This window comes from Sphaerimonospora sp. CA-214678 (assembly GCF_050942215.1).
Lineage (GTDB): Bacteria > Actinomycetota > Actinomycetes > Streptosporangiales > Streptosporangiaceae > Sphaerimonospora.
This window is the reverse complement of record NZ_CP192056.1, coordinates 6381345-6406214: the sequence shown is the minus strand read 5'-3', so window position 1 is coordinate 6406214 and position 24870 is coordinate 6381345. Positions and strand designations below refer to the sequence as shown.

Annotated in this window: 18 protein-coding genes; 11 read left to right on the top strand and 7 right to left on the bottom strand. The window is 70.6% G+C overall.

What is annotated here, in order from left to right:
* Positions 1–16 precede the first annotated feature (16 nt).
* Positions 17–796 (bottom strand): SURF1 family cytochrome oxidase biogenesis protein, encoded by a 780-nt coding sequence (locus ACQP1K_RS28320; RefSeq protein ID WP_433498736.1) that lies wholly within the window; start codon positions 794–796, stop codon positions 17–19.
* 212 nt (positions 797–1008) lie between these two features.
* On the opposite strand from ACQP1K_RS28320, the gene ACQP1K_RS28315 reads away from it, so the two are divergent.
* Together ACQP1K_RS28315 and ACQP1K_RS28310 are read left to right on the top strand one after the other, a co-directional pair.
* Complete coding sequence (locus ACQP1K_RS28315) at positions 1009–1623, top strand: TetR/AcrR family transcriptional regulator (protein ID WP_433498735.1); 615 nt, start codon at positions 1009–1011, stop codon at positions 1621–1623.
* 48 nt (positions 1624–1671) lie between these two features.
* A complete protein-coding gene (locus tag ACQP1K_RS28310; protein ID WP_433498734.1) occupies positions 1672–3171 on the top strand; it encodes a DUF7059 domain-containing protein in 1500 nt (499 codons plus the stop codon).
* Positions 3172–3545: 374 nt separating this feature from the next.
* Here the strand turns inward: ACQP1K_RS28310 and ACQP1K_RS28305 are convergent, their stop codons facing one another.
* Complete coding sequence (locus ACQP1K_RS28305) at positions 3546–6656, bottom strand: AfsR/SARP family transcriptional regulator (protein WP_433498733.1); 3111 nt, start codon at positions 6654–6656, stop codon at positions 3546–3548.
* Between the two features lie 193 nt (positions 6657–6849).
* Here ACQP1K_RS28305 and ACQP1K_RS28300 point away from each other — a divergent pair, with 193 nt between their 5' ends.
* Complete coding sequence (locus tag ACQP1K_RS28300) at positions 6850–7404, top strand: hypothetical protein (protein WP_433498732.1); 555 nt, start codon at positions 6850–6852, stop codon at positions 7402–7404.
* Between the two features lie 98 nt (positions 7405–7502).
* Here the strand turns inward: ACQP1K_RS28300 and ACQP1K_RS28295 are convergent, their stop codons facing one another.
* Together ACQP1K_RS28295 and ACQP1K_RS28290 are read right to left on the bottom strand one after the other, a co-directional pair.
* Complete coding sequence (locus tag ACQP1K_RS28295; protein ID WP_433498731.1) at positions 7503–8147, bottom strand: GNAT family N-acetyltransferase; 645 nt, start codon at positions 8145–8147, stop codon at positions 7503–7505.
* Positions 8148–8320: 173 nt separating this feature from the next.
* Positions 8321–9562, bottom strand: a complete 1242-nt coding sequence (locus tag ACQP1K_RS28290; RefSeq protein ID WP_433498730.1) for a pyridoxal phosphate-dependent aminotransferase — start codon at positions 9560–9562, stop codon at positions 8321–8323.
* 100 nt (positions 9563–9662) lie between these two features.
* On the opposite strand from ACQP1K_RS28290, the gene ACQP1K_RS28285 reads away from it, so the two are divergent.
* On the top strand, positions 9663–10643 hold the full coding sequence (locus ACQP1K_RS28285; RefSeq protein WP_433498729.1) for a LysR family transcriptional regulator: 981 nt from the start codon (positions 9663–9665) through the stop codon (positions 10641–10643).
* A 36-nt stretch (positions 10644–10679) separates the two neighbouring features.
* Here the strand turns inward: ACQP1K_RS28285 and ACQP1K_RS28280 are convergent, their stop codons facing one another.
* Positions 10680–12215, bottom strand: a complete 1536-nt coding sequence (locus ACQP1K_RS28280) for a serine/threonine-protein kinase (protein ID WP_433498728.1) — start codon at positions 12213–12215, stop codon at positions 10680–10682.
* Positions 12216–12556: 341 nt separating this feature from the next.
* Between ACQP1K_RS28280 and ACQP1K_RS28275 the strand changes: the two genes are divergently transcribed.
* Positions 12557–13420: a hypothetical protein gene (locus tag ACQP1K_RS28275; RefSeq protein ID WP_433498727.1), complete on the top strand. Its 864-nt coding sequence runs from the start codon at positions 12557–12559 to the stop codon at positions 13418–13420.
* 122 nt (positions 13421–13542) lie between these two features.
* Here ACQP1K_RS28275 and ACQP1K_RS28270 read toward each other — a convergent pair whose 3' ends face one another.
* Both ACQP1K_RS28270 and ACQP1K_RS28265 read right to left on the bottom strand, forming a co-directional pair.
* Positions 13543–14940 (bottom strand): LCP family protein, encoded by a 1398-nt coding sequence (locus ACQP1K_RS28270; RefSeq protein WP_433498726.1) that lies wholly within the window; start codon positions 14938–14940, stop codon positions 13543–13545.
* 152 nt (positions 14941–15092) lie between these two features.
* The gene (locus ACQP1K_RS28265; RefSeq protein ID WP_433498725.1) at positions 15093–16106 is read right to left on the bottom strand and encodes a LacI family DNA-binding transcriptional regulator; all 1014 of its coding nucleotides are present in this window, start codon (positions 16104–16106) and stop codon (positions 15093–15095) included.
* A 274-nt stretch (positions 16107–16380) separates the two neighbouring features.
* On the opposite strand from ACQP1K_RS28265, the gene ACQP1K_RS28260 reads away from it, so the two are divergent.
* The 6 genes from ACQP1K_RS28260 to ACQP1K_RS28235 all read left to right on the top strand — a co-directional run bounded on the left by ACQP1K_RS28260 (position 16381) and on the right by ACQP1K_RS28235 (position 24787).
* The gene (locus tag ACQP1K_RS28260) at positions 16381–18132 is read left to right on the top strand and encodes an ABC transporter substrate-binding protein (RefSeq protein WP_433498724.1); all 1752 of its coding nucleotides are present in this window, start codon (positions 16381–16383) and stop codon (positions 18130–18132) included.
* A 338-nt stretch (positions 18133–18470) separates the two neighbouring features.
* Complete coding sequence (locus ACQP1K_RS28255; RefSeq protein WP_433501664.1) at positions 18471–19463, top strand: ABC transporter permease; 993 nt, start codon at positions 18471–18473, stop codon at positions 19461–19463.
* Positions 19460–20437, top strand: coding sequence for an ABC transporter permease subunit (locus ACQP1K_RS28250; protein WP_433498723.1), 978 nt, complete (start codon positions 19460–19462; stop codon positions 20435–20437). The genes ACQP1K_RS28255 and ACQP1K_RS28250 overlap by 4 nt, the downstream gene beginning before the upstream one ends.
* Position 20438: 1 nt before the next feature.
* Positions 20439–21389, top strand: coding sequence for an ABC transporter ATP-binding protein (locus ACQP1K_RS28245; RefSeq protein WP_433498722.1), 951 nt, complete (start codon positions 20439–20441; stop codon positions 21387–21389).
* 3 nt (positions 21390–21392) lie between these two features.
* Positions 21393–22361 carry an ABC transporter ATP-binding protein gene (locus ACQP1K_RS28240; RefSeq protein WP_433498721.1) on the top strand — a complete coding sequence of 323 codons (969 nt, stop codon included), beginning with the start codon at positions 21393–21395 and terminating at the stop codon, positions 22359–22361.
* Complete coding sequence (locus ACQP1K_RS28235) at positions 22358–24787, top strand: glycoside hydrolase family 2 protein (RefSeq protein WP_433498720.1); 2430 nt, start codon at positions 22358–22360, stop codon at positions 24785–24787. The genes ACQP1K_RS28240 and ACQP1K_RS28235 overlap by 4 nt, the downstream gene beginning before the upstream one ends.
* Positions 24788–24870: the final 83 nt, after the last annotated feature.

The window sequence follows — 24870 nt, the reverse complement described above, 5'->3', positions numbered from 1 at the left end:
ACGGCCGGTAGAACCCCTAAACTGAGGCTTTTGCCGGGCTGTCCGACCCCATGGCCCGCAGGTCACGGGCCTCTCGGCGGATGAGCAGCGCCCAGCCGCCGACCGCCACCCCGATGAAGATCCACCACTGTACGGCGTAGGCCAGGTTGAGGCCGCCGCCACCGCCCACATCGGGCACGGGCACCGGGTCGGGCGTCTCCACGGCCTGCGGCTCCTGTTCGGTCAGCTCCACGAACCCCCCGAAGAGCCCGTACGGCAGGCCCTTGCCGATCTCCGCGGTGTCGATCAGCAGCACCTGGCCGGGGGGCAGGCCGTCCCGGAGTCTGATGCCGGTGCTCTCCGCCGACTCGGCGGGCCGCAGGCGGCCGGTGACCGTCACGTCGCCGCCGGGCGGCGCGGGGACCGGCGGGTGCGCGTCGGGGGTCGCGCCGGGCGGCACCCAGCCGCGGTTCACCAGCACCGCGCCCCGGGCCGTGACGAGCGGGGTCACCACGTAGAACCCCACCCTGCTGTTCTGTGTGCGTCGCCGTACGACGACCTCGTGCGCGGGGTCGTAGCGTCCGGTGACGGTGACCGGCCGGTATCGCATCGTCTGGGGGACGGTCCCGCCGACGGTGTCGAGGCGTTCGATCGGCACCGCCGGCTCCTTCAGGTTGGCGGTGATCCGGGTGCTCTGCGCCGACCGCTCCTCGAACCTCCCGTACTGCCATTTCCCGAGGAAGAAGAAGGCCGGAATCAGCGCGAGCACGAGCAGGTGGAGCCCGACCCAGCGCGGAGTGACGAGGAAGCGGTACACGTGAACCAGCGTAGGCAGCCCTCCGGGTGGTCGTGCTTCCGCCCGCCGTCTCCCGGGACGCCGGGCGGCGACCCGGGCCGGGCGGTGCCGTACGCCCCGGAAAGGGACCGCGAGGACGAGATGAGATCATGTATTCGTGAGCGCGCTGTTATCATTCTTAAAAACCAGTCCATATTTGCAGAATAAGGTTCTGTTGCGTCACCATTGAAGTTGTGGAAACCGTGAAGAGCGCGAAGAACGGCCGGGACGGCCGGGCCCGGATCATCGAAGGGGCGCTGCGCCGGTTCAGCCAGAACGGTGTCTCGGCCACGACGCTCGCCAGCCTCCGGCAGGAGAGCGGCGTCAGCGTCGGGAGCTTCTACCACCACTTCACCAGCAAGGAGCACGTCTTCGGGGTGCTCTACACCGAGACCCTGAGGATGTATCAGGACGCCTTTCTGCGTGAGCTCATCCGGCATGACGACGCGCGTGCCGGAATCGGGGCCATCGTCGCGCTGCACATGGCCTGGTGCGGTGAATACCCCGAGCGGGCCCGGCTGCTGATAAGCGAGCGCCCGCCGCGCCGCAACGAGCCCGGCGGCCCGGACGTCGCGGAGTCGCGGCGCGACTTCTTCCGCCAGGTCGCGGACTGGTGGCGTCCGCACGTCAGGAACGACGTGCTCCGCCCCGTCCCGCCGACCATGTGCTACGTGCTCTGGCTCGGCCCGGCGCAGGAGATGTGCCGCCTGTGGTTCGCTGGCGCGCATCAGCCCTCGGACGAGGAGATCCGCGAACTCGGCGAGGCCGCCTGGAACAGCCTCCGCATGCCGCGGGCCGTACCCGCCTGACCTCCGGAACACAGGGCGCGACCCGCCGCCCGCGATAGATTCTTCTCCGTGGATGTCCCTTCCGAGCTGGCGCTCCGGCTTCGTGACAGGTTTCTCGAGATCGGGTACACGATCGACGGCGTACGGGAGCGGCTGGGCGACGTGGCCGCGACCGCGCTGGCGCGTGAGGAGATCGTGCCGGCCCTGCGTGCGACCCGCGAGGGCGATCCGCTCGCCGTGTTCATCCGGCTGTGGTGGCTGGGCGTCCCGGTCAGCGCGGCGGCGCCGGACCTGCCGCTGCATGATCTCATCGACGCCGGGTTGCTGGCCCGGGTCGGCGACACCGTGCAGGCCACCGTCGGTCTTCGGCCGTGGACCGTCTCTTCCGGAGCGGAGGGCCCGTACGACTCGGACGGCTCCGCCTGGGTGGTCTCCGATCGCAAGGTCCGTCCCGGAGATCCGGGGCTGCGGGCCGACCATGTCGTCGGGGCGGGTGGCGCCTCGACCAATCTCGCCCAGCTCGCGTGGACCGGGCCGGTGGGACGTGTCCTCGATCTGGGCACCGGATGCGGCGTGCAGGTGCTCCACCTGGCCCACCGGGCCGATCGGATCGTCGCGACCGACGTCAACCCGAGGGCGCTGCGCCTGGCCCGGCTGAGCTGGGAGCTGTCGGGCGTGCCGAGTCAGCGGGTCGACGCGCGGGAGGGGTCGATGTACGACCCGGTGGCCGGTGAGCGGTTCGACCTCGTGGTGTCCAACCCGCCGTTCGTGATCTCACCCGACTCCCGGTACGCGTACCGGGAGTCCGGGTTCCGCGGCGACGAGTTCTGCCGTGACCTGATCCGCCGGGCGCCCGGCCACCTTCGCCAGGGCGGCCACGCCCGGTTCCTGGCCAACTGGCTGCACGTCCGGGGTGAGGACTGGCAGGACAGGGTGGGCGGCTGGCTGGCCGAGACCGGTTGCGACGGCTGGGCCGTACAACGCGATGTCCAGGATCCGGCGGAGTACGTCGAACTGTGGCTGCGCGACTCGGTCGAGCAGAGCACGCCGGCCTATCGGGAGCGCTACGACGAGTGGCTGACGTGGCTGGAGTCGATGGGCGTCACCGGCGTGGGATTCGGCTGGATCGCGCTGCACGAGTCGGGCTCGCGGAACCCGGTGGTCCGGGTGGAGGAACTGCGGCAGCGGGTCGAGCCCCCCGTGGGGGCGCACGTCCCGGATGTGCTGCGCGCGATGAAGGACGCGTATGCGATGACGGACCAGGAACTGCTGGACACGCCGCTGGCCGTGGCCGACGGGGTGGTCGAGGAGCGGGTCGGCCCGCCCGGCGCCGACGATCCGTCGCGTATCGTGCTGCGGCAGACCCGGGGGCTGCGCCGTACCGCGACCGTGGGCACGGTGGAGGCGGCGCTCGCCGGGGTGTGCGACGGCGAGATCCCGGCGCGTCCGCTGCTGGCCGCGATCGCGGAGCTCACCGGACAGGACGTGTCCGAGCTGCTGGGCCGTGCGCCCGCCGAGCTCCGCACGCTGGTCGCCGAGGGGTTCTTCCGGGTTGCAATCACCCGTTGATCGAACGTTGAACGGCCCTTGACCGGCCCGTCCGATGCTGTTGCCGGGGCCCGGGTCCGAGACTGGGGGTTTCAGGATCCGGGCCACCCGGGGAGTGCCTGACAGGGCATGACGCATGACCTGTCGGACACGACCCGGTCCGGCCGGTCACATGACGAGGCGGTCGGCCGCCATCCGGTGCTCCGGAGAACCGGGCCCCCTACAGCCGGGTGGTGGCCGGTGATCGGCCGGACGCCCACACTCCCGCCGCCGTCACAGGGGCCGGCGGCGCGATGATCAGGGCACGGGTGACGGGTCCGGCGGTGTGACGGGTACGGGTACGGGCCCGGTGCGCGGACCGGCGGCGCGGCTGCCGGACGGGCCGGGTGGGCGGCTCAGGTTTCGATCTGGTCGAAGTCCAGGAGGAGCGCCCGGATGTCGTCGGCCTCGGGCGAGCCGAGTCTGGTGAAGATATCGAGTGCCCTGGTCAGGGACTCCCTGCCGCGGCGGGTCTCCCCCATGCCGTGCAGCGCCTTGCCGAGGGCGGCCAGCGACTGGGCCTCGCCGTACGGGTGGGTGATCTCGCGGCTCACGGTCAGCGCCTGCTCGGCGTGCCGGGCGGCCTCGGTGAACCGCCCGGCGGAGATGAAGGTCGCGGCGAGCCGGTAGCACACCCGCTGCTCCCACACCCGCTGTTTGCCGGCCCGGAAGAAGTCGAGGCACTCGGCGTGATGTACGACGGCCTCGTTGAGGCGGCCGACGGTGGACAGCACGATGCCCAGGTGGTAGCGCGCCCTGGCGAGCCCGGCACCGCTGCCGATCTCCGTGAACATGGCCAGCCCGCGCTCGGACACGGCGATCGCCGCGTCGACGTTCCCGAGGCCGAGGTGGTCGCGGGCCGAGTAGCTCAGCGCCAGGGCCTGCCCCGCCGGGTTTCCGGTCTCCCGGTAGACCTCGGTGGCCCGGTCGAACCACTCCAGGGCCTCGGTGTGGCGGCGCTGCCGCCCGGCGACGACGGCCAGCGCGTTGCACGTCTCGCCGAGCACGATGCGGTCACCGGTCTCCAGCGCGAGCGCCCGCGCGGAGAGGAAGTGCCGCTCCGCCTCGGCCAGCCGGTTGGCGCCGAAGAGCACCCGGCCGAGCACGTAGCGGCAGCGCAGCTCCGCGCGCCGGTCGCCGCTGCGGGAGGCGGCGGCCAGTACGGCCCCGGCACGCTGCTCGAACTCCCGCTGGTTGGTCCCCGACTCCACCAGCGGTTCCATCGCCAGCAGCAGATTCGCCGCGGGGAGGAGATCGTCGTGCCGTCCTTCGTCCAGCGGCGAGGCGGCGGCCTGGGCGATCGCGGCGAACATGTTCTCCGCCTCGACCGACAGCCAGGCCACCGACTCGTCGGTCGAGGTGAAGGAGTGCCGGTGGCCGGTCATGATGTCCGTCACACAGCCGTCGGCCAGGTTGTCGGCGATCGCGCTGCCCTCGTACGCGAGGCGATGGGCCGATCTGGCCGAGGCGAGATAGAACCCGAGCAGCCGTCGCATGGCGAGCGCGCGCTCGGCCGGCTCGTCGGTGTCCTCGCAGCGGCGGCGGGCGAAGAGCTTCAGCAGGTCGTGGAACCGGTAGCGGCACGGCGCCGGGGCCTCGAGCAGGCTGGCGTCGACGAGCGACTCCAGCAGGTCCTCTGCCTCGGCCGGGCCGAGATCGAGGACGGCCGAGGCGGCCGGAAGCGAGAGGTCCGACCCCGTCGACAGCGACAGCAGGCGGAACGCGCGTGCCTGGCGTGCCTCCAACTGGCCGTAGCCGAGGGAGAAGGTCGCGGAGACGGCGAGGTTGCCGATCTTCATCTCGTCGAGCCTGCGGCGCTCGTCGGCCAGGCGGGGGACGAGCGAGGCGACCGTCCACGAGGGGCGGGCGGCGAGCCGGGCGGCCACGATGCGGACCGCCAGCGGCAGGAAGCCACACGCGGCCACGACGTCCATGGCGGCGGCGTGCTCGGCGGCGACCCGGTCGGGCCCGGCGACAGCGGAGAACAGCGACAGCGCCTCTTCCGGCTCCATGACGTCGAGATCGATCAGCCGGGCGGCGGGCAGGTCGGCCAGCTTTCCCCGGCTGGTGATGATCGCCGCGCAGCCGGTCGAGCCGGGAAGCAGCTGCTCGACCTGCTCGGCGTCGCGGGCGTTGTCGAGCAGCACGAGCATGCGCCGGTCGGCGAGCATCGACCGGAAGAGCGCGGACCGCTCGGCCAGACCTTCTGGGATGACGTCGGCCGGGATGCCGAGGGCGCGCAGGAAGGCGCCGAGCGCGGTATCCGGCTGCATCGGCTCGCTGCCGTATCCGCGCAGGTCGGCGTAGAGCTGGCCGTCGGGGAACAGGTCCTCGACGAGGTGGGCCACGTGAACGGCGAGCGTGGTCTTTCCGACGCCGCCTATGCCGGACATCGCCGCGATCGGCATCCCACCGACCGGCATTCCCCCGTCCGCCCGCTGACCGGCATCGCCGGTCCTGACGCCCTCCCCCGGCGGGTCCGAGCCGTCACCGCCGCCGAGCAGCGTGAGCAGCCGCCGTACCGCCCCGACGCGGCCGGTGAAGTCGGCGACGGCAGCCGGGAGCTGGGCGGGCTTCGGCATCTCGACGACGGGTACGGCGCCGTCGTCGTCGGCTCCTCCGGCGGCCTCCGGCCGTACCGGCTCGTGGTCCCGGGTGAGCGCGGACGTCGTGGACGGGCGGGCGAGCGCGGGGTCGGCGGCGAGGACGCGGCGGTGCAGATCGGTCAGCTCGGGGCCGGGCTCGATGCCGAGCTCGCCGACGAGCACCCGCCGGGTCTCGGCGAAGACCGTCAGGGCCTCGGCCTGCCGGCCGCACCGGTAGTACGCCAGCATGAGCTGGGCGCGCAGCCGCTCACGCAGCGGGTGCTCGGCGGTGAGCGAGATCAGTTCGTGAACGACCTCGGCGTGCCTGCCGAGCTCCAGGTCGAGCGTCATCAGCGCCTCGATGGTGCCGATCCGCCGTTCGGCGAGCCGGTCGCGCTGGTTTTCCGCGTACGGTCCGACCGCGCCGCCGAGCGGCTCGCCCGACCACAGCCCGAGGGCGCCGCGCAGGAGACCGGCCGCCTTCTCGAGCCTGCCGTCGCGGCGGGCGGCATCGGCCGCGGCGCAGGTCCGCTCGAAGACGCCGAGGTCGAGCCTGCCGGAGTCGAGACGCAGCGCGTAGCCGCCGCCGACCGACCTGAGCACTTCGGGCGGTGTCCTCGGGGACCGGCCGGGTTCCAGCACCGCTCGCAGGCGGGAGACGTACGTGCGCAGCGCGCCGAGCGCCCGGGGCGGCGCGTCCTCCCCCCAGACTCCGTCGATCACCTCGCCCGGGGTGACCGACCGTCCCTCCCGAAGCAGCAGCATGGCGATGACGGAACGCTGCAGCGGCGTCCCGAGGTCGATCTCGACGCCGTCATGCCAGGCCAGGACCGGTCCCAGCACGGCGAAGCGCAGGCCTTGCTCGGCGGCGTCACCAGGCATCTGCCCTTATCTCCCGTTAGAACATTTTTCGAATGAAATGATAGATCCCGGACTGCTTTGCCCAATAGGTGATGCCGTCGAGGCGAGCCGGAGTCAGGCGCATTGAAAGCGGGTTGCAAACGGGCGGGTCTATCACTGAGGTGCAACCTCCGGAAGCACCGGGGGGATCGTCCTCAAACAGGGGAGAATAGAAATGCGACGATCTGTCCGCAACCTCCTCGCTCTGACCACCGTGACCGCCGCCGTCGCCGTCGGCGTACCGGCCGCAGCGACCGCAGCCGGCGCATCGACCACCGCCTCGGCGGGCACCACCACCGCCTCAGCCGCCTCGTTCTCGTCGTCCGACTGGAACTACCGCGACTGGTGGGGCACCTACCGGTCCCGCAACCGCCTCGCCTCAGCTCGGGGCTCCATCGACGTCCGGTACGACGACGAGGAGTCGAACCGGGTCCGCGTCACCGGCAAGCTGTGGGACCTCGACCACCGCACCTACCGCCGCGGCGGCAAGTGCGCCTTCGTCCAGTTCCGGACCCAGGGCTGGAACGGCCGCCGCTGGTCCTCCGACGTCAAGTCGTACAAGCAGTGCGGGGCCGGTCACGCCAAGTCGTTCGGCTTCTGGCGCCACGACGTGGCGAAGGTCCAGGTGAGGGTCTGTCAGATCGGGCTGCGCAGCCGCTTCCCGAGCAGCTGCGCCACGTGGCGTGAGCTGTACAACGCCTACGACGGGGAGTACGGCTACGACGCCTGATCGGCCGGCCGCCGCTCCTGCCGCGAATCGGCGCGGCCCTCGGGCCGCGCCGATTCCTTTCTCGTGTGGATGTGGTCGGAATATGTCCGGCGGCGTGGCTACGCCGCCTCTACGAGGCCCAGCCGGGCGCGAAGACTCTCGCGCACGGCGGGCCACTCATGGTGCAGTATCGAGTAGTACGCCGTATCTCGGACCGTGTCGTCGGCGCCTCGGCTGTCCGCTCGTCGCACACCGTCCAGGTGCGCGCCGAGGGCCTCGATGGCGGCCCGGGATCGCGTGTTGCGTACATCTGCCTTGAGGGTGATCCGGTGAACCTGCCAGGTCTCGAAGGCGAGGGAGAGCAGCAGGAACTTGCTCTCCCGGTTGACCCCGGTGCCCTGAGCCGACTTGGCCAGCCAGGTGTAACCGATGTCCGCCACGGACGGGACCTCGCCCACCACGCCTTTCGCCCCTGGCGGCCAGGGCATGGGGCCCTGCCAGTACTCCAGGTGCATCAGACGGGTGGCACCGACCACGCGGTCGGTGTGCAGCCACCGGATGGCGAAGGGCAACGTGCGGCCCTCCGCCTGCTCGGCCATGGCGGCCTCCACATAGGAGGCCATCTCTTCCCGGCATGCGGGAACGCGGGTGAAGGCGTAACCGGAACGGTCTTCACTCGCCGCGGCGACAAGATCGTCGAGTGCCGCGAGGCTGAGCGGTTCCAGGCGCACGAAGCGCCCGGACAGGGTGACAAAAGCGGGCATGAGCAAATGATGAGGCCTGCGAAACCCCCCTGTGCGCACTGACGGGCGGCATCTTGCGGCAGCCCGGGCCGAGGTCCGGTTACGTGCGTGAAACCGCAGGTCACAGGTGCCGTGACGAAGTGCGGATCGGCTGGAGTTCAGGTTAAATGTTCGGCCGGAGATCCGCGGATCGATCAGAGGCGGCTCAGCGCCTCTTCCAGGTGTCCCAGGGAGGCCGCGATCCAGGGCAGTCCGAGCGGATCCTCCGCGTTGAGCGCGGCCGTACGCTGCTCGTCGGACTCGCCGTACAACTGGCTCGTGGCGACGCGCACACGTGGCGTTTCCGGGGCGTCCCCGAAGGCCGTTCCGGGCAGTACGCCGACGCCGTGCCGTTCGAGAAGCACGCTCGCCAGCTCCGCCGATCCGGTGAAGTCCGTCATTTCCGGATAGAGGTAGAAGCCCCCCTGAGGGTCGTCCACCCGCGCCCCCGCCTTCGCGAAGCGCTCGGCCACCGCGCGGGCCACGATGCCGTGCAACCTGCGGCTGTCGGCGATCCGCTGGACGAGCTCCGCCGGCTCGCCGAAGGCGTACGCCGCGGCGTGCTGCACCGGCGCCGCGGGGCTCGACCAGATCTCGCTCGCCACCGCCAGCAGTCGTTCGCGCAGATCGGGCCCGTTCGGGAGGCGGCCCTCCCGCCGATCCGGCTCGGGCAGCCGGGCGACGCCGATCCGCCAGCCGCCCAGGGCGAGGTTCTTGCTCAGCCCGGTCGTGATGACGGTGCGCTCGGGAGCGACGTCGGCCGGGCTGAGGAATTCCGCCGCCGGATCGTACACGAGGTCGCGGTAGATCTCGTCCGAGATGATGGTCAGGTCCAGTTCGCGGGCCAGTTCGGCGATCCGCCGGACCGTCTCCGGCCGCGCCAGCCGGCCCGTCGGGTTGTCCGGCAGGGTGACCAGCAGCGATGTGACCGTCCTGCCCTGTGCCCTGGCCGCCGCGACCGCCGTCGCCATCCGTTCCGGATCCGGCACGCCCCCCTCGCCGGGCGGCGGCGCGATCATGATCGGCCGGACGCCGATCAGCTCGGCCTGGGCCGCGTAACTGACCCAGCTCGGCCTGGGCAGCACGATGTCGCCGCCGAGGGAGAGCAGGAGGCCGTACAGCAGGGCCTTGCTGCCCGGACCGCAGACGACGAGGCGGGGATCGGCGGAGATGCCGCGCCGCGCCCAGTAGCCCGCCGCCGCCTCGCGCAGCGCGACCGAGCCCGCGACCGGTCCGTACGCGTTGTCACCCGTCGCACGCGCGAGCGCGTCTCGTAACGCGGGGTGGACCGGCAGGCCCGCCTCCCCGAAGGCGAGGTTGACGATGTGCTGTCCGCACCGTCGTCTTCGGGCGATCTCCTCATTGGCGGCCAAAGTGGCAGATATCGGAACGTCCATCTGCTTTCCCTTCGAATCGGTGGATGGATCGTTCCCAGAGTGATTGCGTGAAGGCATAAGAACAAGCGAGGCTTTCCGGTGCCAGGAGTAAGGAAAACTGATGCTTGATATCCGGAGAATCGCCCTGATCTGCGAGTTCGCCAGACGGGGCAGCATCGCCGCCACGGCCGAGGCGCTCGGCTACAGCGCGTCGGCCGTCTCCCAGCAGCTCGCCGTGCTCGAACGTGAGGCGGGAGCCGTACTGCTGGACCGGACCTCCCGCAGCGCCGAGCTGACCGACGCGGGCTGGCGCCTGGTCGAGCACGGCAGACGCATCCTGTCGATGGTGGAGGCGGCCGAGTCCGACCTGTCAGCTCACGCCGGCACGCCGTCCGGGCGGGTGGTGGTCACCGCGTTTCCGACCGGGGCCGTGGCGTTCGCGCCCGCGCTCGCCCGGCTGCTGCGCCGCCACGGGGAACTCGCGCTGCGACTGCGCCAGACCCTGCCGGGACACGGCATCAGGGAGGTCGAGTCCGGCGAGATCGACATCGCCCTGATAGACGACTGGCAGGGCCTGCTGAGCGACCTTGGCGACCAGAGCGACCTGGCGAGCATCCCGCTGCTGATCGATCCGATGGTGCTCGTCGTGCCGCGACGCCATCAAATGGCCGATCCAGCGGTGCCCGTCGACCTGATGGCGCTGAGAGACGAGCCGTGGATGGTCACGCCGGAGAGCGAGCCCTCCCGTGACGCCGTCGAGCGGCTGCTGGCCGACGTCGGCGGGCCGCCGCCCGTCGCCTGGGAGTTCGAGGGCCTGGGGACGATCCTCGGGCTCGTGGGCAAGGGCATCGGCATCGCCGCTGTGCCCGCCCTCGCGCTGGCCACCGGCACGTGGGGGATCGCGGTCAGGAGGCTTCCCGGTGAGCCGATCGAGCGGCGCGTCTACGCGGTCGCCAGGAAGTCGGCCGTCCGGCGGCCGTCGGTCGCGGCGATGCTGCGTGCGCTCCGCACGGCGGCCCGCTATCTCGCCGCCGATCTCGGCCACGTGCGCACGCCCGGCCACCTGGCCATGTCGGAACCCGTCGCGCAGGACGGGCGGTGACCATGCCCGGGGTGCGGGCGGCCCTCGGCGGCGGGCTCAGCCCGCGGGCGGCCGGAACAGGGCGAAGGCCCTGGTCAGGGTGGGGCGCAGCCGCTCCCAGTCGGCGGCCCTGGTCGTCCACGTCAGCACGCTGGTCGTCGTTCCGGTCGAGAGGACCCGCCTGACCTGGCGATAGGTCCCGCGCCCGGCCAGGTGTCCCTCCCCCGAGGCGGCGCGCCGCGTCCAGGTGAACTCCCAGTCGGCGGCGGTGCCGTGCTTGCTGGAGATCGTCCTGAGCCGCAACTTGCGGTAGTCCTTCGCCTTGAACATCGCCTCCGCCTCGCGGAGCATCCCCAGCGGATCGGTGCCGCTCTGGGCGGTGACCTCGACGCTGAACTGCGCCCGGCCCTCCGGATCGGTCCACCGGGCCGAGAACTCGGCCTGTTCCGCCGTCCATTGTCGCGGCACGGCGGCCCGCCAGCCCGCGGGCGAGTCGTGCCACCTGAGCCGGAGCCGGGAGGCCCCGGCGGAAGTGGAAGCGGACGGGGTGGCGGACGCCGTCGCCGGGAGATCCGGTGCGGGACCGGAGGCGTTGGCGGCGAGCGGGATCCGCGCATCGGTGGGCTCCGGCCGCAGGATCGCCCAGCCGCCGGCCGCCCCGGCGACCACGGCCGCCGCGGCGATCCCCGCCATCAGACGGGAGCGGCTCAGGCGCGTACGGCTTTCGCCGGCCGGCGGCGGGGGAGCGGCCGGTTCGATCTCGGCGAGCAGCCGGTCCGCGGCCTGTGGATCGAGCCGTTTGCGCGGATCTCGCGTCAGCAGCCCGCTCACCACCGTGCGGAGCACGTCTTCCGGCGATCGGCCGGGTTCCCCGCCCTGCTCACGAGGCGGCTCGGGGGAGGCGGCGCCGGGCGGTCTCCCGGTGATCGCGAAGTGCAGGGTGGCGCCCAGCGCCCACATGTCGGAGGCGGTGGTGAGGGCGCCGCCGTCCGCCCGCTCCGGCGCGAGGAAGGCCCGCACCCCACGCGCCGCGCCAGCGGGTTCCGCGGCCCGCTCCGTGTGTTCGGCCCGGGAGTGCGACTCGGCGAACGCCGGATCGGCGGCGAGCGCCCCGATGCCGAAGTCGGCCAGCAGCACCCGCCCGTCGTGTCCGAAGAGCACGTTCGACGGGCGCACGTCACCGTGCCGTACGCCTTCGGCATGGGCGTACGCCAGCGCGGCCAGGAGCGTGCGCGCGACGGAGACGGCGCGGTCGGGCGGGAGCGGGCCGTCGCTCGCGACGATGCCGTCCAGCGAGCGCGAACGCACCAGCTCCATGACGATGTAGGGGGTGCCGTCGTCCTCGGCCACGTCGTAGACGGCGGCGATGCCGGGGTGACGCAGCCGTTCCGCCTGGCGTGCCGCGCGGGCGACGCGCTGGGCGAACCGGATCCGCCGTGTCTCGCCGAGATTCGGCGGCAGCAGCACCTGGCGGACCGCGATCGGACGATCGAGCAGGGTGTCGTGACCCTCCCAGACGATGCCCGTGCCGCCCTGTCCGAGGGCGCGCACCAGCCGATATCGCCTGACGAGGAGCTGCCCCGCAGTACCCATATCGCCTGCCTCTTGCACCCGGGCGAATACCACTGAAAGCGGAGTCTTGCACACCTGACCGTCCGATGTGACCAGCCTCATGGTGCGGTCTTTTGAGATCTTTGAACGAAGGTAGTGTGGCTCACGTGACTCCAGTGATTGCTGTGGAACTTCCGGACAAGCGGTGTCGGACGGTGCTATGAACATCACCTGGTGAACTTCCCGCCGCGGTGCGGAGCGGGAGGCCGGCGTCCGCGGGGTGTCTTCGCGGGCGTGGCGGTGGCGCGCCGGCCTGCCGGTCGTGGGGACCACGGCGGGCGGAGACACATCGCCCGAGCACGTCAAGCAGGAGGAAGGACCCCATGGTCGACCGGATTCCCGAGGACTCCCCCGAGACCGGCCCTCTCGTGCGTCCGTACATCCAGGCCGATCCCCGGTACGCCACGGCGGCCGACGCGTTCTGGTCCCAGCGGCGGGCGGAGAGCACGCCGCGTTCCGAGCCGCCGGCGGCCGGCGTCACCCCGGGCGGCGACCTGCTCTCCGCCGACTGGGCCCCGGAACGTGCGGACGATGAGCCCGCCGGTCACGACGGCCGCGAGACCGGCGGGCTCATTCTGGACCGGCAGCCGTACATCTATGAGGACGGGGCCACGGACTCGGCGGGGTTCCTCGGCTCGGGCTGGCGCAGTGACGAGCCGGAGGAGCCCGAGAGACGCGGGCGCGGTGGCGTGCTGCTCCGGGTCGGCGGTGTCGGCGTCGCGGTGGCGGCCGCGATCTGGGCGCTGAGCGCGTGGGTGGGCGGGCCCGTCGAGAGCTGCACCGGCGGCGAGTGCGCGGCGAAGGCGGAGGTGGCGTCGTCGCCGGCCGTCTCGACCGAATCCCTCGGCGACTCGGCCGCGGAACCCGTCGCGACCCCGGCGGCGACCCCGGCGCGATCGCCCTCCCCGGCCGTACGCCGACGCACGGCCCCGACGAGCGCGCCCGCCGTCACTCCAACGCGGAAGGTCGTCCCCGCGCAGAAGGCCACGCCCACCCTCCGGTCGTCCGCCCCTCGGCCGACCCCGACGACGGCATCGCGCCCGGCCGTCGTCGACCCCCAGCGGAACGAGAGGCCGGTGACGCCGTCCGACTCGCCGACGGCGACGAGCGAGCCCACGCCTGCCCCGGATCCCACCCCGACCCAGGAGGAGAGGAGACGCGGCGGCCTGCTCGACTGGCTGCTCTGACCGCGGGTACGCACCCGACCGGCTTCCCGGTCATGCGGGTGTGACCTCCTCGGCCGCAGGATCTCCGCCGCGTCGATCACGACTGCGTACCCGATGTCCGGACGCCGGAGCCGATCGACCTGTCAGGAGGCGGTGCAGCTGTCCTGGGTGGCGTCGAAGCCCTCGACGTCCTCCAGCGTTCTGGGGGGCTTCATGCCCTGCCAGTCGGCGCCGAGAACGAGGATGATCTTCTGGGTCCGGGCGGTCGGCGCCGGGAACGCCCGGGGCCTCTTCAGCTCGCGCAGCAGCCGGGACGCCCTGGCCTCGCCGTTCGGGCCGTACCTGACGAACGTCCGGGCGTACGGCTTGGCCGCGGTCTCCACCTTGACGATGTGGTAGCCACGCTGCTCCAGCTCGGCGGCGACCTCGGTGGCGAGGCCCTGCCGGCCCGCGCCGTTGCGCACGATGAGGTGGATCTGCGACTTGGGGATCTTCTGCCGGCCGCTCTCGACGTTCTTGCTGATCCGGTCGGCGGCGACCATCTTGAACAGGCGCTCGGCCTGGGGCTGCACCCACTCCACCCGGCCGGGCTGGGTGATCGAGTAGCGCCAGGGGGTGGTGACGAACCGGATCTGCCCGGCGCTGAGGCCACGGGCGCTGGTCAGCAGCTCCTTCATCACGCCCACGGTGAGGTCGGGGTCCGTGGTGATCGACCTGGTCGCCGCGTCGAGGAAGCCGAACAGCTTCACCGGGCGGGTCAGCGTCTCCCCGCTCATCGCCTGCTTGACCATGGAGGCCAGGAACATCTGCTGGCGCTGGATGCGGCCGATGTCGGAGCCGTCCCCGAGGCTGTAGCGGGCCCGGACGTACCCGAGCGCCTGCTCGCCCCTGAGGACCTGCCGTCCGGCCGGGAGATCGAGCAGCGCCTTCGTGTCGTGGATCGGCTGGGGAACGCAGACGGGGACGCCGCCCAGCGCGTCCACCATGGCCTTGAACCCGGTGAAGTCGACCTTCACGAAGTGGTCGATGTGGATGCCGGTCAGGCCCTCGAGGGTCCGCCAGGTGCAGCCGATGCCGCCGTAGTTGAACGACTCGTTGATCATCCCGATGTGGGCCTGCTGGCCGGGTAGGTTCCGCTTCGCCGGGCACGCCGGGAGCTCGACGAGCGAGTCACGGGGGAAGCTGATCAGGGTCGCGCCGTCCCGCTTCGGGGAGATGTGGGCGAGGATGATCGTGTCCGTCCGCTCGCCGGGGGCCCGGCCGTACTTGGCGTTCGCGCCGCCCCGCTGGTCTGAGCCGACGATCAGGACGTTCATCGCCTTGCTGATCTTCACCGGACGTGCCGGGCCCAGATCCTGCCTGGTCACGTCCTCGTGTTTCACGTTGGCGGTGAGCTTCGCGTAACCGCCGGCGAGCCCCGTCAGGACGCCGAGCGCCGCCGACAGGACCACCCAGAGCCAGACGCGCCACCTCGGCGCGGGCCGGCGCGGCGTCGGCTCCGCCTCCACCGGTCGTGCCGGACGGACATCGACATGACCCACGTGTTGCTCCTGATGGCAGGACCTGGGCGTACACCCCTGGTCGAAGGTCAGCAGCGGCAAAAACCGGGCCAAGTTTAGCGATCACGTCCGGTGACGGGGCCTGAAACGCCGGCAAGCGCGGTCCAAGCCCCGGCCAAGGAGTGTTGGCGAAGTCAGCCGAGCGGAGCGGTGCTGCCCCTGGGGGTGAGGCGGGGCGCCTCGTCCTGCAGCGGGCCGGGGTCCGCGCCGTCGATCAGGGCGAGCAGCCGCTGCGCCGCGTGCGCGCCGTACGCGGGGATGTCGCGGGTGAGCCCGGTCAGCGGCGGCCGTACGACCTGGCAGAGTGGGGAGTCGTCCCAGGCGACGATGGACAGGTCGGACGGAACGTTGAGCCGCATCTCCTGGGCGACCGCCAGCCCGGCGACCGCCATGATGTCGTTGTCGTACATGATCGCGGTCGGCCGTTCCGGCGAGCTGAGCAGCCTGCGCGTGGCCCGGGCGCCCTCCTCCCCGGTGTAGTCCGTGTGCAGGATCGTGTGTCCGGTCAGGCCGAGCCGCGTGCACGCGTCGGTGAACGCGCGGTCTCTGATCGTGGTGTGGACGAGCCGCGGCAGCCCGGCGACCCGGCAGATGCGGCGGTGGCCGAGCGCTCCCAGGTAGTCGACCGTCTCCTGTACCGACGCGCCGTCGTCGGCCCAGACGGGCACGAGCGATCCGGCGGCCGAGGGGTGCCCGATGACGACGGCGGGCATGCCGAGCGACTCCGTCTCCGGCACCCGCGGGTCCTCGACGTGGAGGTCGACCAGGAAGGCCCCGTCCACCCGTCCCTCTCCCCACCATCGGCGGTAGACGGCCATCTCGGCGCTGTGGTCGGCGACCACCTGCAGCAGCAGTGCGTATGAGCGGGCGGACAGCTCGGCCTCGATGCCGCTGATGAGCTCCATGAAGAACGGCTCCATGCCGAGCGTGCGGGCCGGCCGGCACAGGGCGAGGCCGACCGCGTGCGCCCGGGCGCCGTTGAGCGCGCGTGCCGCGATGTTGGGCCGCCAGCCGATCTCGTTCGCGATGGCGAGGATCCGTGCTCGCGTGGCCTCGGACACCCCCGGCTGGCCGTTCAGCGCGTACGAGACCGCGCCCTTGGACACACCCGCCCGTCGCGCGATGTCCGCGATCGTCGGTCTTCTCACGTCTCCCCTTGACTGAACCGGTCCAGTGACGGTCATTTTACCTCTTTATGGTCGCACCGCGTGGGACCTATTGACACCGCAACGCCCACCAATCTACGGTCTCGGTTACTTATCCGGTTCAGCACCTACGGTTCAGTACATACCGCTCCGCGGCCGGCGGGCGACCGTCCGCGGAGCGGAAGGGCGGGATTTCGCAGGATTCCCGTCCCTCATCATCGGGGCCTTGCAGGAGAGCGACCTCGCGCGGGCGCCGCGTGGGGGAAGGAGAGTCACGATGCGAATCCGAGCGCGCTTACTCGCGCCGCTGCTGGCGGTGGGCCTCATAACGGCATGTTCCGGCGGGGGCGGGAGCACTCCCACGCAGGAGGCCGACGCCGGGAGCGCCGCCGCCGGCGGGCAGGGTGGCGGGTCGTTCCCCAGGAACGAGACCCTCTACACGAGCGGCACCCAGTGGGGGCCGCCGGCCAACTGGAACCCGCTGCGCGAGTGGGACTACGCCACCGGCACCAAGGGTCTGGCCTACGAGACCCTCTTCCTCTACGACCCGAACACCGACGAGTTCAGCCCCTGGCTGGCCGAGAGCGGCGACTGGACGGGCGACAAGGAGTACACGCTCAAGCTGCGACAGGGCATCACCTGGTCGGACGGCAAGCCGTTCACCGCCGACGACGTCGTCTTCACGTTCGAGCTCGGCAAGATGGAGACCGTGCCGTACCACCCGCTGTGGACGTGGCTGACGAGCGCGGAGGCGGTCGACGAGCACACGGTCACGTTCACCTTCTCCGTGGCCAACTACCAGGAGTGGGCGAACCACCTCTACAGCCGCGCGATCGTGCCCAAGCACCTGTGGGAGGGCCGGTCCGAGGACGAGGTGATGAACGGCGCCAACGAGAAGCCGGTCGGCACCGGGCCGTACGCCTACCAGACCCACGATCAGGACCGCATGGTCTGGGTCAAGCGGGACGGCTGGTGGGCGACCAAGGCGCTGAACAAGGACGTCAAGCCCAAGTACATCGTCGACATCGTCAACTCCAGCAACGAGGTGGCGATGGGCCTGCTGCTCCAGAAGAACCTCGACCTGAGCACGAACTTCCTCCCGGGGATCGCCAACCTCGTTCAGGGGGACTTCGGTATCGGGACCTACTACGGCGAGCCGCCGTACATGCTGTCGGCCAACACGGCCTGGATGTGGTTGAACACCAAGAAGAAGCCGATGGACGACGCGGCCTTCCGCAAGGCGTTCGCCTATTCGATCGACACCAAGAGGATCGTCGAGGGCGTGTACGGCAACCTGGTCAAGGCGTCGAACCCGACCGGCCTGCTGCCGCAGTGGGAGAAGTACGTCGACCAGAACGTGGTGGGACGGCTCGGCTTCTCCTACGACCTGGACAAGGCCAAGAGCATGCTGGCCGAAGCGGGCTACAAGGACCGCGACGGTGACGGGCTCGTCGAGTCGCCGAGCGGGGCGAAGATCTCGCTGAAGCTGATCGTCCCGGCGGGATGGACCGACTGGATGGAGGCCGCCCGGGTCATCGCCGCCGGCGCCAAGGAGGCGGGGATCGACGTCCAGGCCGACTTCCCCGACTACAACGCGCTCGTCGACGCCCGCAACGCCGGGAATTTCGACCTGGTCATCAACAACGACAAGCAGCTCTCGAACACCCCGTGGTCGTACTACGACTACATCTTCCGCCTGCCGGTGCAGAAGCTGCAGACGACGACGAACTACGGCCGGTACGAGAACGAGGAGGCCTGGGAACTCACCCAGCGGCTCGACCAGGTCAAGACGGACGACGTCGAGGGCATGAAGGGGATCACCTCGCAGCTCCAGAAGATCCTGCTCGAGGACATGCCGGTCATTCCGCTCTGGTACAACGGCCTGTGGTCCCAGACGACCAACTCGGTGTGGAAGAACTGGCCGTCGAACGAGGCGGGCAAGCCGAAGCACGCACCGACCGTGTGGCGTAACTGGTTGGAGATGGGCGGCGTGCTCATGCTGACCGAACTCCAGCCCGCCGCGAGCTGACCCCTCGCCCGTGATCTTGCGAATACTCGCACATCGAGCCGTGACCAGGCCGTTTCATGTTCCCGATCTTGCAGTTCCTCGCAGGAATATGCTCTGACCAGCGAAAACACCGTTCGTGATCTTGCACTTGCGACTGCAAGATCACGAACGATAAAGGCGCAGGCCAGGCGGACCCTCTGCGAGAATCTGCAAGATCACGAATGGAATTCACGCAGGTCAGGGGGATGGCTTGCGAGAAACTACAAGATCACGGGGGGTGGGGGTGGTGGCTCCCCGTCCGATCTCGTGCGTCTCCCCTTCCTGACGGAAGGGGGGCGCCACCTCACCGGGAGGTCGTGTTGCGCCGGTATTTCGGCCGAAAACTCCTTATCTATGGCCTGACGTTCTTCGTGGCCGTGACCATCAACTGGCTGATCCCGAGGTTCATGCCGGGTGACCCCGTGCAGAGTTTGATCGCCCGGGCCAACATCGCTCAGCCCGAGGTCGTCGAGGCCATGCGGGTGCGGTACGAGGGCCTGTTCGGGTTCGACATGCCGATCTGGCAGCAGTACTTCAACTTCTGGGGAGCGCTGCTCGACGGGGATCTCGGCGTCAGCATCTGGCTGTTCCCCACCCCGGTGGCCGACGTCATCACCCGTGCCGTGCCGTACACGCTGGGGCTGCTGATCCCGGCCATCCTGCTGAGCTGGGTCGCGGGCAACCGGTTCGGCGCGTTCGCCGCCCGCCGCAAGTGGCTCGACAACACCGCGCTGCCGATCGGCTACGTGCTGACCGCGACGCCGTACATGTGGCTGGCGATCCTGCTGGCCTGGGCCCTCGGCATCATCGCGGGGATCTTCCCGGTCGCCGGAGCCTACAGCTACGCGATGCAGCCGGGCTGGTCCTGGGAGTTTATCGGCAGCCTGCTGCAGCACTGGTTCCTCCCGTTCGCCTCGCTGTTCCTGGTCGCGTTCGGCGGCTGGGCCATCGGCATGCGCAACATGATCATCTATGAGCTGGAGGCGGACTACGTCAACTACCTGCGGGCGCTCGGCGCCCCCGGGCGGCTGATCCGGCGGTACGCGTTCCGCAACGCGATCCTGCCGCAGATCACCGGCCTCGCCCTCCAGCTCGGCGTCCTGGTGGCCGGCGCCCTGGTCACCGAGATCGTCTTCTCCTATCCGGGGCTCGGCAACCTGATCCTGCAGGCCATCCAGAACCAGGACTTCTTCCTGCTGCAGGGCGCATTCCTCTTCATCGTCATGGGCGTGCTGATCGCCAACTTCGTCATCGACATCGTCTACGTCCTGGTGGATCCGCGCACCAGGGCGGGGATGGGAGGAGCGTCGTGACCGCCGAAGCGCCCAAGGCGCCCGAGGCCCCCGAAACCCCCGAGGCCCCCGAAAACCCCGAGGCGCCCGAAACCCCTGAGGCGCCCGAAACCCCCGAGGCTCCCGCGACATCCGCGGCCGCCGCTCCCACGCCCGGCCGGGAGGCGCTGCACTTCGCGCTGCGCAACGGGAAGCTGATCGCCGGTCTCGTCGTCGTCGTGATCCTCCTGATCGCCGCGGTGATCGGTCCGATGGCCTTCGACCACGGACCCAACGAGTACGTCGGGCCGCCCGCCGCCTCCCCCTCCGGCGACTACTGGATGGGCACGACGATGTTCGGGCAGGACGTCTTCGCCCAGTTCCTGTACGGCCTGCGTGCGACGTTCCTGGTCGGCGTGCTCGGCGGCGGCCTCGCCGCGATCATCGGGATGGTCGTCGGCTTCGTCGCCGGATATCTGGGCGGCTGGATCGACGAGGTGCTCAACATGCTCACCAACATCGTCCTCGTGCTGCCCGCGCTCGTCGTCCTGATGATCGCCAACGCGTACCTGGGCGTACGCAGTGTCGGCGTGCAGGCGCTGTTCATCGGTCTGACGTCCTGGCCGTGGGCGGCGCGGGCGATCAGGGCGCAGACGTTCTCGCTGCGCACCCGAGACTTCGTGGATCTGGCCAGGCTGAGCGGCATGCGCACCCCGAAGATCATATTTCGGGAGATCGCGCCGAACATGAGCTCCTACCTGTTCATGACGTTCATCCTGCTCTTCGGCGGGGCGATCCTGGTCGGCGCCTCGCTCGACTTCATCGGGCTCGGACCGACCGAGGGCGTGTCCCTCGGCCTGATGCTCAACAACGCCGCCCGGTGGAGCGCGCTGCAGCTCGGCCTGTGGTGGTGGTTCATCCCGCCGGGCGCCGGCATCACCGCCATCGTCGGCGCGCTCTATGTCATGAACGTCGGGCTGGACGAGGTGTTCAACCCGAAGCTGAGGGAGATGTGACATGTCCCTGACGGTCACCGACCTCCGGGTCTACTACCGTACGCTGCGCGGCGACGTCAAGGCGCTCGACGGCGTCACGTTCACCGTCGCGGACGGGGAGATCATGGGCCTGGCCGGGGAGTCCGGCTCGGGCAAGTCCACGCTCGGCAAGAGCCTGATCCGCCTCGACGGCCGCATGCGGCACGTCGGCGGCACCGTCGAACTGGACGGTGACGAACTGCCCATCGGGGACGACGCGCGGATGGACGCCTTCCGCTTTCACCGGGTGTCGGTCATCCCCCAGTACTCGATGAGCGCGCTCAACCCCACCAGGAAGATCGGCAAGATGGTCGGCGAGCTGCTGGCGTCCCGTGGCGTACGGCTTGAGCCGGCCGAGTTGGAGCGCCGCCTCGACCTGGTCGGGCTGTCGCGCGACGTGCTCGACAGATATCCGATGGAGCTGTCGGGCGGCATGAAGCAGCGCGTGGTCATGGTCATCTCCACGCTGCTGAACCCCTCGCTGCTCATCGCCGACGAGGTCACCTCGGCGCTCGACGTGTCCAGCCAGAAGGCCGTGGCGGGAACGCTGCTCCAGCTCCGCGACGCCGGGCTCGTCACCAGCATGATCGTCGTCACGCACGACATCTCGCTCGTCTACCAGATCGCCGACACGATCATGGTGATGTACGCGGGACGCCTGGCCGAGAAGGCCCCGGCGGGCGTCCTGGTGACCGAGCCACGGCATCCGTACACCAAGATGCTGATCTCGGCGCTGCCCGAGGTCGGCGTGCGATATGAGGAGGACAGCAGGCTGTCCGGCATTCCGGGCAGCCCGCCGCCGCTGCTCGATCCACCGGGCGGCTGCCGGTTCCGCGACCGCTGCCCGATCGCCGTCGACCGGTGCGCCGAGCAGCCCCCGTTCGTGGAGATCGGCCCCGGCCACTCCGTCGCGTGCTGGAAGGCGGGTGACTGAGCGATGCTGAAACTCGACGATGTCTCCAAGGTCTATCGGGTCGGCGCCTTCGGCGGCCGCACAATGACGGCGGTCTCCGGCGTGAGCTTCGAGGTGAACGCGGGGGAGGTCGTTTCGCTCATCGGGGAGAGCGGCAGCGGGAAGAGCACGATCGGCCGCATGATCCTGCGGCTGACCTCGGTGAGCCGCGGCGCGATCACGTTGGACGACACGGACATCTCATCCGTTTCTTCCACAAGGGAGTACTACCGGCACGTCCAGGGCGTCTTCCAGGACCCGTTCAGCTGCTTCAACCCGATCTTCAAGGCCGACCGCGTGTTCGCCATGATCAAGGAGGCGTACTTCCCCCAGGTGAGCGCGGCGGACTGGCGCGGACGGGTGGAGAGCGCGCTGCGGAGCGTCCGGCTCGACCCCGGGCAGGTCCTCGGCCGCTACCCCCATCAGCTCAGCGGCGGGCAGCTCCAGCGCATGCTGATCGCGCGGGCCGTGCTGCTCGACATCCGGCTGCTGGTGGCCGACGAGATCATCAGCATGCTCGACGCCTCCACCCGGATCGACGTGCTGAACCTGCTGGCCGACCTCAGGGCGCGCGGGCTGGGCATCCTGTTCGTCACCCACGATCTCTCGCTCGGCAACTACGTGAGCGACAGGACCGTGGTGCTGCGCGACGGCAGGATCGTGGAGATGGGCCGCACCGACCTGGTCTTCGGCGATCCCCGCCACCCCTACACCCGCTCGCTGCTGGCCTCGGTCCCGCGACTTGACGTCAAGTGGACCGACGAGCCGGACGGCGAGGACGGGGAAGCGGCCGACGGTGCGGCCGGGCCGTGCCCGTACCACGACTCTCCTGAGGAGAGCCGGACCCGGCCGGGCCTCGCCGAGGTCGAAAAGGATCATTTCGTCACCTGCTCCGGCTGTGCCGACCACCCCCCGCAGGCGGAGCCCCGATCACTCGCTAAGGAGAACGCTTGAGCGCGTACCATCCCCTGCACGACGGATGGACCGTCACCGCCGTGTCATCGACGAGACAGCACCGGCCGGTGGTGGCCGGGCTCGCGGCGACCGTGCCCGGCTGCGTCCACACCGATCTCCTCGACGCCGGGCTCATCGACGACCCCTATCTCGACGACAACGAGAACCGGCTGACCTGGATCGGCAGAACGGCTTGGGCGTACGAGACGGTCTTCACCTGGGCCGGCACCGAGGACGGGCGCGCCGACCTGGTGTGCGAGGGGCTCGACACGGTCGCGACGATCACGCTCAACGGGGTGGAGATCGGCCGGACGGCCAACATGCACAGGTCGTACCGCTTCCCGGTACGCCACCTGCTCCGCGAGGGCGGCAACACGCTCAGGGTGCTGTTCGATCCGCCGTACGGCTACGCCGAGGTGCAGCGGGAGGCGCTCGGCGACCGGCCAGGGGCGTACGCCGAGCCGTACCAGTTCATCAGGAAGATGGCGTGCAACTTCGGCTGGGACTGGGGACCGACCCTGGTCACGGCGGGCATCTGGCGGCCGATCGGCGTCCGGACGTGGAGCACGGCCCGGCTGGCCGAGGTGCGCCCCCTGGTCACGCTCGACGGTCCGGACGGCAGGGTCGACGTGCACGTCACGGTGGAGCGGGCGACGGAGGCCCCGCTCACGCTGACGGCGTCGGTCGCCGGCGTCACCGGGGAGGCGCGGCTGGCCGCGGGGCAGCGCACCGCGGTCGTCACGCTGAACGTGCCGCGGCCCGCCCTCTGGTGGCCGCGCGGCCACGGCGACCAGCCGTTGTACGACCTGACCGTGCGCCTCGGGGCCGATGCGGACGGCGCTGGGGCGGACGGGGAGTGGACCGGCAGGATCGGGTTCCGCTCGATCGGGCTGGACCGGACAGACGACGCGTTCACGCTGGTCGTCAACGGCAGGCCGGTGTTCGTCAAGGGGTTCAACTGGATCCCGGACGACTGCTTCCCGTCGCGGCTCACCCGTGAGCGGCTGGCCGAGCGGTTCGCCCAGGCCGCCGGCGCGGGCGCCAACTGCCTGCGCGTGTGGGGCGGCGGCAGGTACGAGAGCGAGGACTTCTACGCGCTCGCCGACGAGATGGGCATGCTGGTCTGGCAGGACTTCCCGTTCGCCTGCGCCGCCTACCCGGAGGAGGGGCCGTTCGCCGCCGAGGTGGCGGCGGAGGCGCGCGAGCATGTGGCGCGGCTGTCCGCACACCCCAGTCTGGCGATCTGGTGCGGCAACAACGAGAACATCGAGGGCCACGCCGACTGGGGCTGGCAGGATGATCTGGACGGCCGGAGCTGGGGCGCCGGCTTCTACTACGATCTGCTGCCCCGGATCGTGGCCGAGCTCGACCCGACCCGGCCCTACTGGCCGGGCAGCCCCTACTCGGGCTCCCCCGATCTGCCGCCGAACGACCCGGCCAGGGGCACCGTGCACATCTGGACGGTGTGGAACACCCACGACTACACGCACTACGCGAGCTACACGCCGAGGTTCGTCGCCGAGTTCGGCTTCCAGGGGCCGCCGACGTACGCGACGCTGCGCGCCGCCGTGGGCGACGACCCCCTCGCGCCCGACTCGCCCGGCGTCCGCCACCACCAGAAGGCGATCGACGGCGACCTGAAGCTGCTGCGCGGCCTCGGCGAGCACCTGCCCGAGCCGACCGGCTTCGACGACTGGCACTACTACACCCAGCTCAACCAGGCCAGGGCGATGGCCTTCGGGATCGAGCGCTTCCGTGCGCTCGCGCCGTACTGCATGGGCACGATCGTGTGGCAGCTCAACGACTGCTGGCCGGTCACCTCCTGGGCCGCCGTCGACGGCGGCGGACGGCGCAAGCCGCTGTGGTACGCGCTGCGCCGGGCGTACGCCGACCGGCTGCTGACGTTCCAGGGCGACTCGGTGGTCGCGGTCAACGACACCGAGGAGCCGTGGTCGGGCGAGCTGGCCGTCGAGCGGCGGACCCTGGCGGGCGAGCCGATCGCCAAGGAGTGTTTCACGGTGTTCGCCGACCGGCGCGGCACGGCCGCGGTGGAGCTGCCCGCCGCCCTGCGCGAGTGGGACGATCAGGCGGGCGAGGTGCTGGTCGCCACCCTCGACGGGACCCGGGCCCTCCGGTTCCCGGCCGAGGACCCGGCGATGGACTACCCGGCGGCCGAGTTCGACACGGTGGTCGAGGAGAGCGCCGGTGGTCTCCGGGTGACCGTCACGGCGCGGACGGTCGTACGCGAACTGGCGATCTTCCCCGACCGGCTCGATCCACGCGCGACCGTGGACGACCAGCTCGTCACGCTGCTGCCGGGGGAGACCGCCGTCTTCCACGTCACCGGCTTCGGCGTGCGCGGCCTGAACACGGAGGCTCTCGTCCGGCGGCCGGTGCTGCGCTGCGTGAACGAGGCGAAGCGGTGACATCCGGGATGGACGGGATGCCGGATGCGGGACACTTCCTTGTTACGCTCTGACTCCCGGCATTCCCTTCCCCTGGTCAGGGT

What these genes read in the sequence shown, in the direction of transcription:
- ACQP1K_RS28305 (WP_433498733.1), bottom strand. Translation starts at nt 6,656, where the DNA reads ATGCCTGGTGACGCCGCCGAGCAAGGCCTGCGCTTCGCCGTGCTGGGA.
- ACQP1K_RS28300 (WP_433498732.1), top strand. Translation starts at nt 6,850, where the DNA reads ATGCGACGATCTGTCCGCAACCTCCTCGCTCTGACCACCGTGACCGCC.
- ACQP1K_RS28295 (WP_433498731.1), bottom strand. Translation starts at nt 8,147, where the DNA reads ATGCCCGCTTTTGTCACCCTGTCCGGGCGCTTCGTGCGCCTGGAACCG.
- ACQP1K_RS28290 (WP_433498730.1), bottom strand. Translation starts at nt 9,562, where the DNA reads ATGGACGTTCCGATATCTGCCACTTTGGCCGCCAATGAGGAGATCGCC.
- ACQP1K_RS28285 (WP_433498729.1), top strand. Translation starts at nt 9,663, where the DNA reads ATGCTTGATATCCGGAGAATCGCCCTGATCTGCGAGTTCGCCAGACGG.
- ACQP1K_RS28280 (WP_433498728.1), bottom strand. Translation starts at nt 12,215, where the DNA reads ATGGGTACTGCGGGGCAGCTCCTCGTCAGGCGATATCGGCTGGTGCGC.
- ACQP1K_RS28275 (WP_433498727.1), top strand. Translation starts at nt 12,557, where the DNA reads ATGGTCGACCGGATTCCCGAGGACTCCCCCGAGACCGGCCCTCTCGTG.
- ACQP1K_RS28260 (WP_433498724.1), top strand. Translation starts at nt 16,381, where the DNA reads ATGCGAATCCGAGCGCGCTTACTCGCGCCGCTGCTGGCGGTGGGCCTC.
- ACQP1K_RS28245 (WP_433498722.1), top strand. Translation starts at nt 20,439, where the DNA reads ATGTCCCTGACGGTCACCGACCTCCGGGTCTACTACCGTACGCTGCGC.
- ACQP1K_RS28240 (WP_433498721.1), top strand. Translation starts at nt 21,393, where the DNA reads ATGCTGAAACTCGACGATGTCTCCAAGGTCTATCGGGTCGGCGCCTTC.